Source organism: Paenibacillus tianjinensis (assembly GCF_017086365.1).
In the GTDB taxonomy this organism is placed as follows: Bacteria; Bacillota; Bacilli; order Paenibacillales; family Paenibacillaceae; genus Paenibacillus_AQ; species Paenibacillus_AQ tianjinensis.
Map to the genome: position 1 here is coordinate 5,507,935 of NZ_CP070969.1, position 15,573 is coordinate 5,523,507.

Here is a 15,573-nt window from a genome sequence, read left to right on the forward strand (position 1 = left end):
TGGCATACCTGCGGCTGCACTTATTTTCCCCGGTATGTCTCCGTAAACACTTCAAAAAAAGGTGTCGTGTCCCGCTCCGCCATTGTATCCGGCGCTCCCGGGCTCCAGCCGATCTCCGCCCGCCAGCTGCCGAGCAGGCCTGAGGCAATCAGCTCCTGTTCATTAACCTGAACCGATGCCTCGCCTTGGGGCGCTACGTAGAGCGCATCCACCGGACAGTATGCCTCGCACATGAAGCAGGTCTGGCAATCTTCCTGGCGGGCGATGACGGCAAGCTTGCCCTGCATATCAAATACATTTGTCGGGCATACCTTGACGCACAGCCGGCAGCCGATGCAGCGGTCTCCGCTGACCAGTTCGATCATATGACCTGCTCCTCTCTCGGCACCTGAAGCTCATGGGCATGCGGCACCTTTTCGGTAGTGATGCTGATCCGATCAATGCCGGACAGAATCAGCCGGTGGGTCTGGCGCGGGTCGAGCGCCGGATATTCTGCCAGCCGCTGAAGGCCCCGGCTCTCCTTGCGGGCCAGCGCGGCGATGTAGATCCAGCGGCCGGCCTGAAGCATAGCCGCCGCTTCCCGGGACTGCACGATGCCCTGCACCGTGGCCGGGGGCCGGCCGGTAAGATAGGGCATCAGGCTGTCCAGCCGCTTCAAGGCTGCGGCCACCACCAGCTCGCTGCGGAAATAGTTGATCCGCAGCGGCAGGATCTCCTGCTGGACCGCCGCGATCAGCGGCTTCGCGTCCAGCGGTTCCCTTGCTTCGGCGCCAGCCGTAAGCCCCAAGCGGCCCGCCGCGCGGAGCTGACGGCTGTCCGCCCGGCGCGATTGCGCCAGCGCGTGCCGCGCCGCTCCCCGGCCGGCCCAGCTTCCGCTGCAGATGGCCCAGGAAGCGTTGTAGGCCCCACCGCCGGAGATGGCGCCGGTGACCTTCTCGCGCGATGCGGCATCTCCGGCCGCATACAGTCCCGGCACCGTCGTCTCGCAAGCGTTGCCGGTCAGGCGCAGGCCGCCCGTGCCGCGCATCGTGCCTTCATAGCGGAGCGTAAGCGGGAATTTATCCTTGAACGGATCAATCCCCGCCCGCTCCAGCGGCATGAAAAAGATCGGGTGGGCGCGGCGCAGGAATTCGCGCTTCTCCGTCGTATCCGCCAGGTCCAGCCTCGCATACACCGGCCCTTTCAGCATCAGCTCGGGAATACTGCCGAAGGTGCGGTCGCCACTGTGCAGCGGATTACCTGCCGCATCATACAGCGTCGCCCAGGCCAGCATCCGCCCGCGTGTCACCGTACCGTCTGCAAAGCTTGGCGCATACTGCCTGGTGAACTCCATCCCCGACAGCTCCGCTCCTGCTTCGGCTGACATCAGCAGGCCTTCACCAGTGAGCACATTGCAGCCCAGCCCTTTGCTGAGGAAGGCGCAGCCGCCGGTCGCAATCACCACTGCGTTTGCCCGTACTTCCCAGGCTTCCCCGGTCAGGCGGTTGATTCCCCTGGCACCCCCGACGCCGTGCTCATCATGCAGCAGCTCCAGCGCCGGAGACTGGTCCCATATCTTCACTCCCGCTTTGCGCACAACACGCCGCATCAGCTTCATATATTCCGGGCCATGCAGATGAGTACGCAGCGGGTTGCCGTCTTCATCCTTCGGAAAGGGATATCCCCACTCCTCCACCTGGGCCAGATTCTGCTCCACCTGATCCAGCACGCGGTGAATCCAGGCATTCTCCGAGAGGTAGCCGCCTGCCCGGAGTCTGGACTCCACCGCCGCATCGCGCAGCTCAGCTACCGGCGGAATGACCAGCAATGTCGTTCCGCCCGGAGCCGTAGCTCCGCTAGTCCCCAGGTAACCCTTATCGGCCAGAATCACCTGCGCGCCCTGCGAGGCTGCATTCCATGCCGCCCATGCCCCGGCCGGGCCTCCGCCCAGCACAAGTACATCCGTTGTTATTTGCTGCTGCGGCATTTCATTCCCTCCCAAACTGTTGATTAACCCTATGAAATAATTGATAAGATCGTCGTCCGGTACAAATTTGTTTTCTGCAAGTTTCCAGAACGAGCGTCTGCCTAGAAAACGTTTGATTTGTCGGTACGGAGGCACAGTAGTGGAAATTTCTCCAGCTAACTTCCTGTGGACAGGATGGAGACAGAGACTAGTGGGATTTTCTCACTCTAATATCTCACGTACGGGCCAAAATCAGTGTTTTCCGGGAGTTTAGCGGGTGTTTTTCCCACTAAACTCCGATTTTAGGCGAAACCAGATAAATTAGCGGGAGTTTTTCCCACTATCAATACATCTCAGCCCAGCTGTTCATGCAGAAATTCCAGGGTCAAAGCCAATGCCTCATTCAGCTCCGGTGTAGCTCCTTCATAAGGATCTGTGGTATTGAACGTGTGGTCAGCACCTCTTACTGAATAGTAACGGTGCTGCGGCGCCTGCTCCCGGAAACGGGCATTCTGCTGCAGCAGCGAATCCCTGTCCTGGTCGCCCTGGATGACCAGGGCTGCGGCGGATAAGAAGCTTAGCGCGTGTTCCAGGTCGAAACGACCCTTGTTCCGCTCCTGGTCCAGCTGTAGAACCCGCTCCTGAAACGTCAGCGCTTGCCCGCTACCAGGAGTACGCGCCGGCGCTGATCCGCCGTTCCAGACTACCAGCGCCTGCACCTCCGGATGCTCGGCGGCGAATATAATATTGCCGCCTCCCGCGCGGCTGTGCCCGAGAATCGCCAGCCGCACAGGATCGGCCCGCTCCGCCAGCGGGAGTCTGCCGCCTCGCAGGCTGCGCAGCACTTGCTGCAGATCATCCAGCTCGCGGCTCAGCGTAGCAGCTTCAGCCGCTTCCCGCTCAGCTATTCCAGCGGCGCTATGGGCAACAATCCGTGAAAAGTTGAAGCTGACTGTATAGAAGCCGCTCTCCGCCAGCCTACCGGAAACCTCCGGCCAGAAGGCCCAGTCTTTATGGCCTCTGAAGCCGTGGCTTAACAGCACTACTGGAGCAGGATCCACACCGGGTGGAACCCGTACCTGGCCTTCAATAAAGAGTCCATTCTCCAGCGGCAGTCTGAAGCTTTCTGCAGCTAATGTCTGCTGGCCCATAAGGTCATCCCTCCGCTTAAGTTATTATTGCAGCTGCCAGTCGCTGATATTGAAGTCTTTTTTGGCCAGCTTTTCTTCCACCAGGAAGTTCTTGGTGCCCTCCAGCAGCTTCGTGCCTTCTTCGGTGAAGGCGGTATCCTTGATATCACTGATCGGATTGACCTGTTTCGCCAGCTCAGGTGTGGTATCGTTAATCTCGGCCAGGAACTGGTAATATTCATCCTCATGCTGTTTCAAATCGGCCAGCGCCTTCTCGCGCGCCTCATTCCATACCTTCGGGAAATCCGGGAATTTCGCCAGATAGTCCTCCGAAACAACAGTAGCACTGGAGCCCAGCAGATCGGGATGGCTCGAAGCATCATCCAGATGGGTATAGCCTTGATCAATCAGCTTCAATGCCGGAATGCCCACATTGGTTGTCGCATCCACATCTCCGCGGGCCAGAGCCGCTGTTGCATCAGGAATCAGCATATGGACCAGCTTATAGCCGGTGACACCTTCCTGCTTAAGCAAGCCGACTACGTAGCGGTGCATGAAGGAGCCCTTTTGAATCGCAATCGTTTTGCCCTGCAGGTCTTTTACCGTCTTGGGGCCATCCTTCTTGCCGATCAGATAACCGACGGTATGGGCGGAGGATTGCGAAATCAGGCGGGTCTTGGCGCCGGAAGCATAAGCGATAATGGCAGGAGTATCTCCAAGGCTGCCGAAATCCAGCCTCCCGCTGATCAGCGATTCCGTCTGGTCGGGACCGTTCGGGAAGCCGGTCAGCTTCACTTCGGTGATGCCGTATTTTTTCAGTTCCTCCTGGATGATGCCTTTATAAAAGCCCCAGCCCTCCGCGCCGCCCGGCACGTTCAGCTTGTTGGAGCCGATATAGCCGAAATTCAGCACAGCCGGAACCTTGCTGGCCGGCTCGCTGCCTGCTGCCTCCGCTGTGTTGTTGCCGCCCGCTGAGGAGGCCCCCTTGGTGGAAGCTGTGTTGTTTCCGCAAGCTTGCAGCACCAGCATAACCATGACTACGCTGGCAAGCAGTGCCAGGCGAATCCCCTTTTTCTGTTTACCTTGAATCTCTCTGTACGTTTGCATAACTCTGTTCTCCCCTCAGTCATCTGTTGTTTTAGTTGCCTCAGAACCCGGCTCTGGCCGCCAGTTTGTACATGAAATCGTGACTTGCCACCGGCTGTCTGCCTTTGCCCCAGCCCACCTTCTCCCTGTATCCGCCAAGCAGCCCCTGTTGCTCTAACACATCGGCGGTCACACCCGTCACCCCTTCGGAATCCGGCGCGACATACAGTGCATCCACTGGACAATACAGCTCGCACATGAAGCAGGTCTGGCAATCACTCTGCCGGGCGATGACGGGAATTCCGTCCTCCACCCGGTCAAATACATTCGTCGGGCAGACGGATACACATTGATTGCACTCTACACACCTGGCAGCGCTAATGACTTCAATCACAGTAATACACTCTCCTTCGCAACCTCTTCTGTCTTCACCCATATCTGATCGAGTCCACCGCTGATCAGCCGGTGATGCTGGCCGTGATCCGTTTCTTTGTAATCCTCGCGTTTATGCATGCCCCGGGTCTCGGTACGGGCCAGCGCAGAGCTGTACATCCAGCGTGCGGTCGCCGTCATGGCTTCCGCTTCGCGGGCTTTAACCCCCTCCGGCGTACGCTGGATTTCCCGGGTGCGCTGCTCTGTCCACAGTGTGTCCAGCCGGCTGAGCGAGGAGGTCAGTCCCTGCTCTGTGCGGAACAGGTTGATGTCGTAAGGCTTAACTTCAGCCTGTACGGCGGAAACGAACTCCGCTGTACGTGCTGCCGTTCCCGGCTTCACTTCCTGATCAACAAGCGGCGAGGATGACAGTCCTTTCGGAGTACGGTCAGCAGCATGCCATCCGAGCTGCGCGGCATAACCAGCCGCCCCTTCTCCGGCGAAGGAGCCTGAGGACATGGCCCAGGCGGCATTGTGGCTGCCGCCGCCGGTGAAGCCGCCGCAGATCAGCTCTCGGGTGGCAGCGTCCCCTGCAGCATACAGTCCCGGAACTCCGGTGCCGCAGGTTTCATCTGCAATGCGGATACCGCCGGTACCGCGGACCGTCCCTTCCAGCCGCAGCGTGACCGGAAAAGCATCCTTGAACGGATCAATGCCCCTGCGGTCAAACGGCAGGAAGAAGTTCGTCTGCGCTACGCGCAGCAGCGGTCTTAAATCCTCGGATGCGCCGTCCAGCCTGGCGTATACCTGGCGGCCTGCCAGCAGATTGCGGGCGATGATGGAGCGGCCCTTCTTGGATCCTGCACCTTCCACCACGCTGCCGTCCTCATAATAGAAGCTGGCATAGCTGTAATAGGCCGTCTTGGTGACGGAGGAGAAGGTCGGGCAGATGGCATAGGCATTGGAGAACTCCATGCCTGACAGGCTCGCCCCGGCTTCGGCAGCGAACAGATACCCGTCGCCGGTAAGGACGTTGCAGCCCAGCGCCTTGCTCAGGAAGGCGCAGCCGCCGGTGGCAATAACCACCGCTCCAGCCTGGACGCTCCAGGCCTCACCGCTCTGGGTCTGTACGCCGGTTGCCCCGGCTACCCCGTGTTCATCAGCCAGCAGCTCCAGTGCCGGACTGTGATCCAGAATCTTTACGCCCGCCTTCTTGACCAGCTTGCGCATGAGCCGCATATACTCCGGCCCCTGCAGGCTCCGGCGGTACTGGTTGCCGAATTCATCCAGCGGAAACGGATACCCCGAGAGGCCTAAGCGGTTCATGTTCTCATAAGTGCGGTCAAGCACCCGGTCCATCCAGCGGTGTTCCGCCAGCTTCCCGCCCATAGAATAGCGGCTGGCCTTCGCTTCCTCGCGCAGCTTCTCATCCGGCTTCACGTACCAGACGCCTGTGCCTGACGGCGCAGTCGCTCCGCTGGAGCCGCAATAGCCTTTATCGGCTAAAATAACCTTCGCCCCTTTAGCGACTGCAGTGAGTGCTGCCCATGTCCCTGCAGGCCCCCCGCCGATTACCAGTACATCCGCCTTCAGGTGTAATGATCCATTAAGTCCTACCGTTTGATTCATTGCATTCAGCCCCCTTGGATTAATTAGCCCTGATAGCTGTCACGCCAGTGCAGGAGTTTGCGTTCGATGATACGGAACAGCGAATCGATCAGCTTGCCGACCACTGCAAAAATAATAATGCCTACGAAGATAACCTCCGTATTGGAGTTCTGCTTCGCTTCATTGATCAGGAATCCCACCCCGGACTGCGAGCCGATCAGTTCAGCAACGACCAGTCCGATCCAGGCAACCGCCATCGATAACCGCAAGCCCAGCAGCATGCCGGGCAGCGCCGCCGGCAGGATCAGCCGCCGCAGCTTCTGCAGCGGACTGAAACCAAGGACCCTGGCTACCTCGAACAGCTTGTTGTCTACGCTGCGGATGCCCTTGAAAGTATTGATGTAGAGCGGGAAAAAGGAGCCGCTCAGAATAATGACTACCTTGGACACTTCGCCGAAGCCAAACCAGAGGATAATCAGCGGGGCAATCGCCAGATGGGGAACCAGCCGCAGCACCTGGACACTGGGGTCGAGCAGGTATTCCACTTTGCGGAACAGCCCGGTCAGCACCCCGAACAGCAGTCCGAGAATACCCCCGATCACAAACCCGGTCCCCGCTCTGCCAATGCTTACGCCTAAGTGGTGGGTAAGCTCCCCGCTGGCCGTCAGAGCGGCAAAAGCCGAGAGGATCGAGAGCGGCGCCGGCAGGAACCCCGGCGAGATCAGACCGGCACTTCCGGCAAGCTGCCATACCGTAAGTACCGCTACTGGAATAATTGCCCCGGTCCCCCAATCTGACAGAAGGGACTTCAAACGGATTGGAGATGTCTTTCTCACCTTGTTAGAAGTAATTTTAGGAGCTGTACCGCTATAATCACGCGCCTCTCTTACTGCCTTGGCTGTCTTGATAATGACTTCTATCCCTTCACTCATGGTGCTGTTTCCCTCCTATCCTTGATAGCTGTCCTGCCATCTCAGCAGCCGCCGCTCGATCAGACGGACCGCGGTATCACTCAGCAATCCGGCGGCGGCAAAAACAATAATTCCGACAAAAACTACAGGCGTATCAGCAAACTGGCGGGCGTCGGACATCATATAGCCGATTCCTGAGGTGGAGGCGATCAGCTCAGCCACTACCAGCCCCAGCCAGGACAGGCCGAGCGATAAACGCAGCCCCAGCATAATGTTCGGCACCGCCGCCGGAAGCACCAGCCGGAGAATCTGCTGCATCCGGCTGAAGCCCAGCACCCTCGATACTTCAAACAGCTTGTTGTCCGTGCTGCGGATGCCCATAAAGGTATTGATGTATACCGGAAAAAAAGCCCCCTTAGCGATCAGCAGTACTTTGGATTCCTCACCGATCCCGAACCACAGAATGAACAGCGGCACTACCGCGAGACTGGGAATCATCCGGATCATCTGCAGCGAGGGGTCCAGCAGCCTCTCCGATCTGCGGAACAAGCCGACCAGAATGCCCAGCAACAGCCCAAGACCTCCGCCGAGCAGGAATCCGGATAACGCGCGCACTGCACTGACTCTGAAATTGCTCCATAAATCGCCGGCCCTGGCCAGCGTGACAAAGGACCGGGCAATCGTATACGGTGTCGGAAACAGCATCTCCGAGAGAATTCCGTAATGCCCAAGCAGCTGCCACAGAATCAGCATACTCCCCGGCAGCAGCAGGCCAAGTCCGGCTATAGCCGCTTTTCCGGGTTTACCGGCAGCGCCCAGCGCCACAGCCCGGTTACTCATATAAGCTCCCCCTTTTGTATGGATGATATTTCATAATTCGCATAGATTAAGTCAGATATAAGACAAAGAAAGTTCGCAGCAGGTATCTAAATCCCCGCCCCGTCGGTCAATTCCAGCTCATCCACCTTTTCAAAATAATTCAGTACCCTAAGGCGCAGCTCCTGAAAAGAATTTGTCGTCTTTTTACGCGGATACGGCAGATCTACCGGCACTATCTTGCGGATTTTTCCCGGTCTCGGCTCCAGAATGACTACCCGGTTACCCAGAAACACGGCCTCATCAATATCATGCGTCACAAAAATCATTGTGGTCTTATTCTTCCGCCAGATGTCCAGCAGCACGGTCTGCATGTGGGCTCTGGTGAACGCATCCAGTGCACCGAACGGCTCATCGAGCAGCAGGATTTTGGGATTACGCAGCAGTGCCCGGGCAATCGCGACCCGCTGGGCCATTCCTCCTGACAGCTCGCGCGGATAGGATTGCTCGAAGCCGTTCAGCTTCACCAGCTCAATCAGCTCATCCACCTTCTGCCGGATATCCGGCCTGCCCAGGGGGAGATCCGAGGCGATGTTCTTCTCTACCGTCAGCCAGGGGAACAGGCGGTGCTCCTGAAAAATAAATCCCTTGTCGATCCCCGGTCCGGCGATATTCTCACCTTCCAGCGTCACACTGCCGGAATAGCCGGTGTCCAGACCGGCCACGATGCGCAGCAGCGTACTTTTACCGCAGCCGCTCGGGCCGATCACCGTGATGAATTCTCCCTCCTGCACCTCCAGATCCACCTCATGCAGCGCCTTTACCTGGCCTGCTCCGGTGTCAAAGCTTTTGTTCAGCTGTGTGATGGACAGCATAACCTCTCCCATGTTTACTCCTCCTTCGGCTGAGTGGGCTGACCTATAGGTTTATCCAACCGGCTCAAAGTGACTGCAGTGAATGTTTGGACTTCCGGACGCTACCGCTCCTACAGTTCCAAACTTCACCTCCGCCACTTCAGCCTTTTGGCAGCCCCATAGTTCAGCTAATATTTTTATTGTAAAACAAAAAGACAGAGGGACCTCGTGCTGGATAGCACGGGCACCTCTGTCTGAACAGTCGGCCGATGTAATTCAAAGTAAATCAATTTGAATTTGTGAATTTAAAATATCATCTATCTGCAAGTCTGTCAACAAAAAGACACAATTTTAATCCAAATAATTAATCGGGTAAACTAATCCATTCTTAAAACCGCCGGCTCTTTAAATGCTGTAACCTTTCCCTTGCTCTGTACGATAATCATTCCGTTCTCCAGCAGGGTTGGCCCGAAGACTCTGCCGGACGTTTTGAGCTGCAGCACCTGTGCTCCCGTAAGCAGATTCACCGCCACCAGCTGACCGTCTGCACGGGCGATATACATCCCGTGACCGAGCAGGTCAAAGCGGGCAATCGGGGCGCCTCCGTAATAAGATACCCCATGCCTGTTGGTAGTCTTGACGCCATATACGGCTTCGCCGTCGCTGAACAGTACTCTTCCGTCATAAGGGCCAGCGGCATACCTTTGGGAGCTTCCACCGCCTGCAGCCGAATAGGTAATCTTGGCCGTCTTGGCCGGATCCGCATCTGCCGGATAACAGTAAACAGTGTTTCCATCATTGATGTACAGCTGATTGCCGCTGATCCAAGCTTGTCCGCCGCTGCTCAGCGCCTCATCCGGATTAATATTTCCGGGGTTGTACTCTACCGATTTCAGCACCTTGCCGGTCTTGGCATCCAGCGTATCTACCGTGGTCAGGGGCACCAGCTCCATGAGGTTGGCTGTCCGCTGAGAACGGACGGTTCCGCTGCCAGCATCAATGGGCAGAGCGTGATTATCTGCTTCCCACAGCTGTTTGCCTGTCTTCCGGTCAAAGGCGTGCAGAAGCTCGTAAGAATACGCCCCGGATACGGAATCCTCAGCGAATACCAGATCGCCTTGAACCTGTACAGGCAAATACAGCTTCTCACTATAATTATCCTTCCATTGCAGTTTGCCGTCTTTCAGATTATAGACCTGAATATCACCGTTAACGGCAAAAAGCTGGTTCTGGTCGATCAGGAGCTGGTACGGAGCTTTACTCGGAACGGAAGAGCTCCAGTTTTTTTTGCCTGTTGCTGCATTGATAGCATAGATAGTTCCTGCCTGCGAGCTTACGTAAATCAGGCCATCCTGATACAACAGCGGTGCTGTCAGCTTCGCCCCATATTTCCAGACTCTTTTGCCGGTCTGGGCATTCAGTGCGAGCAGCTGCCCCTGCTGAATGATGTAGACCTTGTCTCCTCCCGTCACAGCAGACCCCCGGCTCATCGCTGATTCATCACCCTGCAGATCCATCGTGCTGGACCAAATAATTTTAGCTGCAGGAGCTGCGGGAGCATCACTCCCGAAATTATTGGCCACATAAGAAGTACGCGGTTCAGATGCGGCAGATTGGGCCGTACCGGCAGCAGCCAGCAGACTTAACCCGATAACGGCAGCGAAGGCACCGTTTTTGATATTTATTCTCCACATTGATGAATCCCTCCCGGAATTAATTGTTCTTGTCCATCCTTAGAAGCCACAACGAGTATATACCCTGATTCGCAGCATATTCAATAATTTTCCATTCCGTATCGGATTTTGCTGGATGAATAGTACAAAAATCAATACACTATAAGAGACAGCAAAAAGAGAGGGCATATGCGCCAATCCGTCAGGATAAACCTGTTTATCCGCTTACAGATCAAAACATTTACTCACATACTTACATTTTGTAAGTTATTATGTTATACTAAGCCGAATCCTATTAAACCGGACAAGCACAAACACTCTATAGATTGAACTTTAAAATGTAAAATCTATATAGATAACCAACATTCTGATGAACAAGGGGTCTGTACTTATGACTAACAACGTAAATAAAGATAAGCAGCCTGAATTTGAATTCGGCATTTATACACTGGGCGACATGGTGACCGACTGTCATACAGGACAGCGGATCAGCCCGCAGCAGCGGCTTCAGGAGGTCATTGCTGCAGCTAAGCTTGCGGATGAGGCCGGACTTGATGTCTTCGGCGTGGGTGAGCATCACCGGCTTGATTTTGTCATCTCTTCCATGCCGGTTGTGCTCGCTGCAATTGCCCAGGTAACCAAGCGGATTAAGCTAACCAGCGCAACTACTGTGCTTAGTACTTCCGATCCGGTACGGGTATTTGAGGACTTCGCCACACTGGATCTGCTGTCGGGCGGACGGGCGGAGATTATAAACGGACGCGGTGCTTTTCTGGAATCCTTCCCGCTGTTCGGATACGAGCTGGAAGACTACAAGAAGCTGTTCGCTGAGAATCTTGAACTGCTGCTGGAGCTGAATCAGCATGAGGTGATGAACTGGAAGGGAACCTTCCGCTCACCGCTGATCAACGCTGAGATTGCTCCGCGTCCGCTGCAGCCGAAGCTACCTCTCTGGGTGGGCATCGGCGGTTCACCCGAAAGCGCCGAGCAGGCCGGTCGGCTCGGCATCGGCATGGCTATTGCTATTCTAAGCGGCAGCCCTGAACCGTTCCAGAATCTGGCCGTAACCTACCGCCGCAGCGGCGCCGCAGCCGGGCATTCCGCAGAGGACCTGAAGATCGCCATTACGAGCCACGGCTACATTGCGAAGACCTCACAGCAGGCGCTCGATGAATACTATCCTTACTATTACAGCTACCGCAACGCCATCAGCCCGCATCCCGGGCAGGAATACCGGGTTTCACGCAGTGATTTTGGCCGCTTCGTCTCCCCGGTCAATACGCTGGCTGTCGGCAGCCCCCAGCAGATCATCGAAAAAATTCTATACCAGCATGAGCTGTTCGGCCATAACCGTTTTATGACTCAGCTCGATATCGGCGGACTGCCTTACAGCAAGGTGGCTACCGCAATTGAACTGCTTGCTACGGAGGTTGCTCCGGTTGTGCGCCGGGAAATCGCCAAGAAGACTAGCGCAGGCACTTCGCAGGCCTAATCACTCAGTCAGGCTCTGCGCCTGTACTAAACCACACCAAAAAACGGCTGTGCTATCCCGCTTGGGACGGCACAGCCGTTTTTGCTGCAACCGGACTGTTAGTCTGCTAACGCATATACCCCTTCAGTTAGATGCCTGCGGCAGACCTTGAGCAAAGCCTGATAGCTGTCTTCAAAATCAAGCTGTCTGAGAATATTTAAGTACCCCTTTAACTCAGCCGCGCTGTCTTTCTGCTTCAGGCAGAGCAACGTCAGCTCGTAATAAATTAACGTCACAATTTTATCGTACAGCAGATGGGTTTTATCCGCTAACGGCAGCGCTTTTTCGAGAAACAGCAGGCTCTGTTCATAGTTATGTTCGTTCAGGCAAATGATCGAGATGTTCTGCAGCAGGTGCTGCTGGACCGTTCTGCTCTCGGGAAAGGAATGGTATCTGTCAAATTCTTTCGCGCCCCTGAGGCCAAAAAAAATGGCATCACTGCTGCTTAGTGTGAACAAAAAATTGTTGAGCAGCTTGAACTCGTACAGATACCATTGATCCACACCAAGCAAATACGGCTTGATATACGCTGCAATCTCATTCAGCGCTGTAATTTCATCCGGATAATGATGCTGAATCAACACCCCCTGGCCGAGCAGATATAAATGGTAATAGGCCTCGGTCCGTGTGGATTCATACATTGACCGGCACTCCCGGCTGATCGCCTTGACCTTGCTGAAGTCGTAGCGGTTTCCCGCTTCTGTAAGCTCGAGATGCAGCATCCGCTTCACCTGCGGAGCATTGTCCTGATGCAGGAAAAGCAGCTCCTCAAACGACATTTCGAGCTTGTCCAGAAGCAGGATCAGCTTATCGTAGCCGGGATAATACTTCCCGCCTTCAAAGCGTGAGAGGTTGGAGCGGCTCATGATGCCTCCAGCCAGAAGCGACTGGATTATTCCTTTCGATCTGCGGATCTGCCCTATCGTTTTACCCAGAATCATGACTTGTCCACCCCGTTTGCCCGTGTGAGTATATGGCACAATTTGTAAGCCTGTTTTTTATTGTATGCTACACTCGGCACAAAGAAAATGACAAATTCCGGGGGTAGACGGCAATGAATCTGCGTATAGCACCTCAGCTTAACCGTAAGGTCTGGAATATTCTGGCCGGCACTTTTTTTACGAGAACCGCCCTGTTCATGAGTGTTCCTTATTTATCGATCTTTCTGATCGGTCAAAAGCATATCCCGCTCCTGCTCACCAGCCTCATCCTCGCAGTCAATCCGCTGGCGGGTGTAGCCTTCAGCTGGCTTGGCGGTGCGCTTGCCGATAAACTTCCGCTCCACCAAATCATCCTGTATACTCCGCTTATCTGGGGGACCGCGTTCATTTTGTTCTATTTTGCCGACAGCTTCCTGGTCTTTCTGCTGCTGAACGCCCTGAACGGCCTGTGCTATTCACTCTTTGAACCGGCGAGCAAAAAGGTGCTGTCCACAGAGTCGCTCCCGGAGCACCGGCTGCTCGTATTCAACCTGAGATACACGGCGATTAACCTGGGCTGCTTTGCCGGTCCTCTGCTCAGCCTGCTGTTCAATATGAAAATGACCCTGTTCCCTTATGTCATCCTCGGCATCATGTATATTCTATACGGGACTTCAACGATGTTCTTCTTCCGCGACACTTCTTCTAACAAGGAAAATAATCAGTCTAAAATTCCCCATAGTCTGCTGTCCCTCTGGGCGATCCGCAAAGATCATGTATATCTGCTGCTGCTCGGGGGGATGAGTTTCTCCTACTTCGGCTATTCTCAGCTGAACGGAACCGTCTCCCAGTTCCTCTCGGCCACCGGCACCTTGGCAGACGGCACCCGGTTATACTCCATCCTGTTGTCGGTCAATGCCGTTGTTATCCTCACCACCCAGTTTGCCGTGCTCCGCCGGATCTCTACATGGAACCCGTTTACAGTGGTTCTGCTCAGCAATCTGCTGCTCGGCCTTAGTTTTCTGTTCTTTCTCTTCCCGGCTGCCTACCCTCCGCTGCTGTTATTCATTACGGTATTCAGTCTCGGAGAGCTGCTGATTGGCGCACGGTTCGATGCCCTGGTGGATGAACTGTCCTCTGCGGACAGTAAAGGGTTATATTTCGGCTGCGCGGAAATCGTGAAGCTGGGGACCATTAGCGGCCCTATCGCGGGAGGCGGTCTGCTGGGGATCTTCGGCTTCCAGGCAGCCTGGCCCGTATTTGGACTCCTCAGCGGGATAACCCTGACAGGATCCCTCCTGATCCGGGCGGCCAGAATAAAACACAGGCTTGCTGCTCCCCGTCTCCCCAGCGATAAAAAAAGGCCCCCAGCAATGACTGGGGACCCCTATATCCGTTAGGCAAACGAAGGTTTGTTATTATCGACCTTCCCGCTGACGAGCTTCTTGTATTCGTCGTCTCCGCCTTCCAGAGAAGGCGCAATGTATACGTTGATGGACGAAGGCGACAGCTTGGTGGGCCTTCCGGTCCCCGCTTTACGCTTCGTGCGGCCTTTGCCGCCTTCACTGCCGCTGCCGTTTGCGGTTCGGCGGACAGCACTGGATAAACTGACTGCATTCTTCATGTTCTTCATCGTGTCAGTCCCCTCCCACTAAATGATTGACGGTACGGAACAAATCCCGGTTATACGACACAACCTCGGTAAGATCATCCGCAGACAATCCGTCGCTTCCGGAAAAATGTACAGAAAGGACGTGCTTTTCACCTAAAGGATAGCATAGGATATAGACCTCCGCAACTTCCGTACGCTGAAAAAAGGTCCATTCCTTGCTCATAAAAGCATCCAGCACACCTGGACGTTTCTCCTGCTCCGCTTCATACAGCGACAACGGGTAGACATGTCCCCGGCCCACATTTCCCCCGACCTGCATCAGACCCTCACCGTCACGGGCCTGCCACATGGCGGCGCCCATCACCCGGCAGTGCTTAGGCGGCAGAAAAGAATTGCGGACTGCTTCGCTGAGCGCCTGATATTGCACCTCTCCTTCAGGAGCAGCCACAATACTATTATATTGCCAAAAGAAGTGAAGGATACTTTCTTTTCGCCTAAGCTCTTGCTTTAACTTCTCCAGTTCCTTCTGCGGATCACGGTAGCTCCCCTGTTCCTGAATGCTGTCAATGATCTTGCCGCAGCTTACATCTACGGCCGCCACCGGATTCTCATGCTGCCATTCATATTCCAGCGGAGTGAGGCCGGATAAATCCGACAACAGATGATATTCCTCGATGTTCTCTCCCGGAATTAAATCTTTACGGGCCGGCACCTGATCCGGCAGTAGGCAGAACACGCGGCTGCGGCGCAGCCTGGCCCAGAATAAGCCCATTTCAAACTGTGTATTATCACGGGTCACATAATAATATTTACCGCGGATTCTGGCTACATCGTCCGGAGAGAACACGAACACGGCAAAATCGCTCTCATCCAGGTTCCGCTCGAGTGCTTCCATTGTATATTCATTCGCGCGGAAGGCATTGGCATACCATGGACTCACCCGGGCCTCCCGCTTCAGCTGCTCATGTATCGCCCTGGCGTAACGGATAGATTCTCTGGAAGATCCAATGAATAGTTTTGGTCTGGTCACGGCGGCGCTCCTTTGTCAGTTTCCCCATGCTGTAATAATTATACAGCCCTTTTCTATCTGGGAACAGAGCCCCATTTCCTTAGAT

Annotated in this window: 15 protein-coding genes; 2 read left to right on the forward strand and 13 right to left on the reverse strand. The window is 55.3% G+C overall.

Annotation, left to right across the window (positions count from 1 at the left end):
• Positions 1-20 precede the first annotated feature (20 nt).
• The 10 genes from JRJ22_RS25600 to JRJ22_RS25645 all read right to left on the reverse strand — a co-directional run bounded on the left by JRJ22_RS25600 (position 21) and on the right by JRJ22_RS25645 (position 10,416).
• The gene (locus tag JRJ22_RS25600; protein ID WP_206102091.1) at positions 21-365 is read right to left on the reverse strand and encodes a 4Fe-4S dicluster domain-containing protein; all 345 of its coding nucleotides are present in this window, start codon (positions 363-365) and stop codon (positions 21-23) included.
• A complete protein-coding gene (locus JRJ22_RS25605) occupies positions 362-1,966 on the reverse strand; it encodes an FAD-binding protein (protein WP_206102092.1) in 1,605 nt (534 codons plus the stop codon). Before JRJ22_RS25605 ends, JRJ22_RS25600 begins: the two co-directional genes overlap by 4 nt.
• A gap of 332 nt (positions 1,967-2,298) precedes the next feature.
• Entirely contained in the window at positions 2,299-3,096 is a 798-nt protein-coding gene (locus JRJ22_RS25610; RefSeq protein ID WP_206102093.1) for an alpha/beta hydrolase family protein, read from the reverse strand.
• 24 nt (positions 3,097-3,120) lie between these two features.
• Positions 3,121-4,182: an ABC transporter substrate-binding protein gene (locus JRJ22_RS25615; protein WP_232380954.1), complete on the reverse strand. Its 1,062-nt coding sequence runs from the start codon at positions 4,180-4,182 to the stop codon at positions 3,121-3,123.
• A gap of 40 nt (positions 4,183-4,222) precedes the next feature.
• The gene (locus tag JRJ22_RS25620; RefSeq protein WP_206102094.1) at positions 4,223-4,555 is read right to left on the reverse strand and encodes a 4Fe-4S dicluster domain-containing protein; all 333 of its coding nucleotides are present in this window, start codon (positions 4,553-4,555) and stop codon (positions 4,223-4,225) included.
• Complete coding sequence (locus JRJ22_RS25625; RefSeq protein WP_206102095.1) at positions 4,552-6,162, reverse strand: FAD-dependent oxidoreductase; 1,611 nt, start codon at positions 6,160-6,162, stop codon at positions 4,552-4,554. The genes JRJ22_RS25620 and JRJ22_RS25625 overlap by 4 nt, the downstream gene beginning before the upstream one ends.
• 23 nt (positions 6,163-6,185) lie before the next feature.
• On the reverse strand, positions 6,186-7,073 hold the full coding sequence (locus tag JRJ22_RS25630; protein WP_206102096.1) for an ABC transporter permease: 888 nt from the start codon (positions 7,071-7,073) through the stop codon (positions 6,186-6,188).
• Between the two features lie 15 nt (positions 7,074-7,088).
• Positions 7,089-7,892: an ABC transporter permease gene (locus JRJ22_RS25635; protein ID WP_206102097.1), complete on the reverse strand. Its 804-nt coding sequence runs from the start codon at positions 7,890-7,892 to the stop codon at positions 7,089-7,091.
• An 86-nt stretch (positions 7,893-7,978) separates the two neighbouring features.
• Entirely contained in the window at positions 7,979-8,755 is a 777-nt protein-coding gene (locus tag JRJ22_RS25640) for an ABC transporter ATP-binding protein (RefSeq protein ID WP_206102098.1), read from the reverse strand.
• 344 nt (positions 8,756-9,099) lie between these two features.
• Entirely contained in the window at positions 9,100-10,416 is a 1,317-nt protein-coding gene (locus JRJ22_RS25645) for a PQQ-binding-like beta-propeller repeat protein (RefSeq protein WP_206102099.1), read from the reverse strand.
• 370 nt (positions 10,417-10,786) lie between these two features.
• On the opposite strand from JRJ22_RS25645, the gene JRJ22_RS25650 reads away from it, so the two are divergent.
• Positions 10,787-11,887, forward strand: coding sequence for an LLM class flavin-dependent oxidoreductase (locus tag JRJ22_RS25650; RefSeq protein WP_206102100.1), 1,101 nt, complete (start codon positions 10,787-10,789; stop codon positions 11,885-11,887).
• 98 nt (positions 11,888-11,985) lie between these two features.
• On the opposite strand, the gene JRJ22_RS25655 is transcribed toward JRJ22_RS25650, so the two are convergent.
• On the reverse strand, positions 11,986-12,867 hold the full coding sequence (locus JRJ22_RS25655) for an Rgg family transcriptional regulator (protein WP_206102101.1): 882 nt from the start codon (positions 12,865-12,867) through the stop codon (positions 11,986-11,988).
• Positions 12,868-12,980: 113 nt separating this feature from the next.
• Between JRJ22_RS25655 and JRJ22_RS25660 the strand changes: the two genes are divergently transcribed.
• Complete coding sequence (locus JRJ22_RS25660) at positions 12,981-14,246, forward strand: MFS transporter (protein ID WP_206102102.1); 1,266 nt, start codon at positions 12,981-12,983, stop codon at positions 14,244-14,246.
• Here JRJ22_RS25660 and JRJ22_RS25665 read toward each other — a convergent pair.
• Complete coding sequence (locus JRJ22_RS25665; RefSeq protein ID WP_054943502.1) at positions 14,243-14,479, reverse strand: hypothetical protein; 237 nt, start codon at positions 14,477-14,479, stop codon at positions 14,243-14,245. The two genes, JRJ22_RS25660 and JRJ22_RS25665, sit on opposite strands and share 4 nt — an antisense overlap.
• Before the next feature lie 4 nt (positions 14,480-14,483).
• Positions 14,484-15,488, reverse strand: a complete 1,005-nt coding sequence (locus JRJ22_RS25670; protein ID WP_206102103.1) for a TIR domain-containing protein — start codon at positions 15,486-15,488, stop codon at positions 14,484-14,486.
• Positions 15,489-15,573 lie beyond the last annotated feature (85 nt).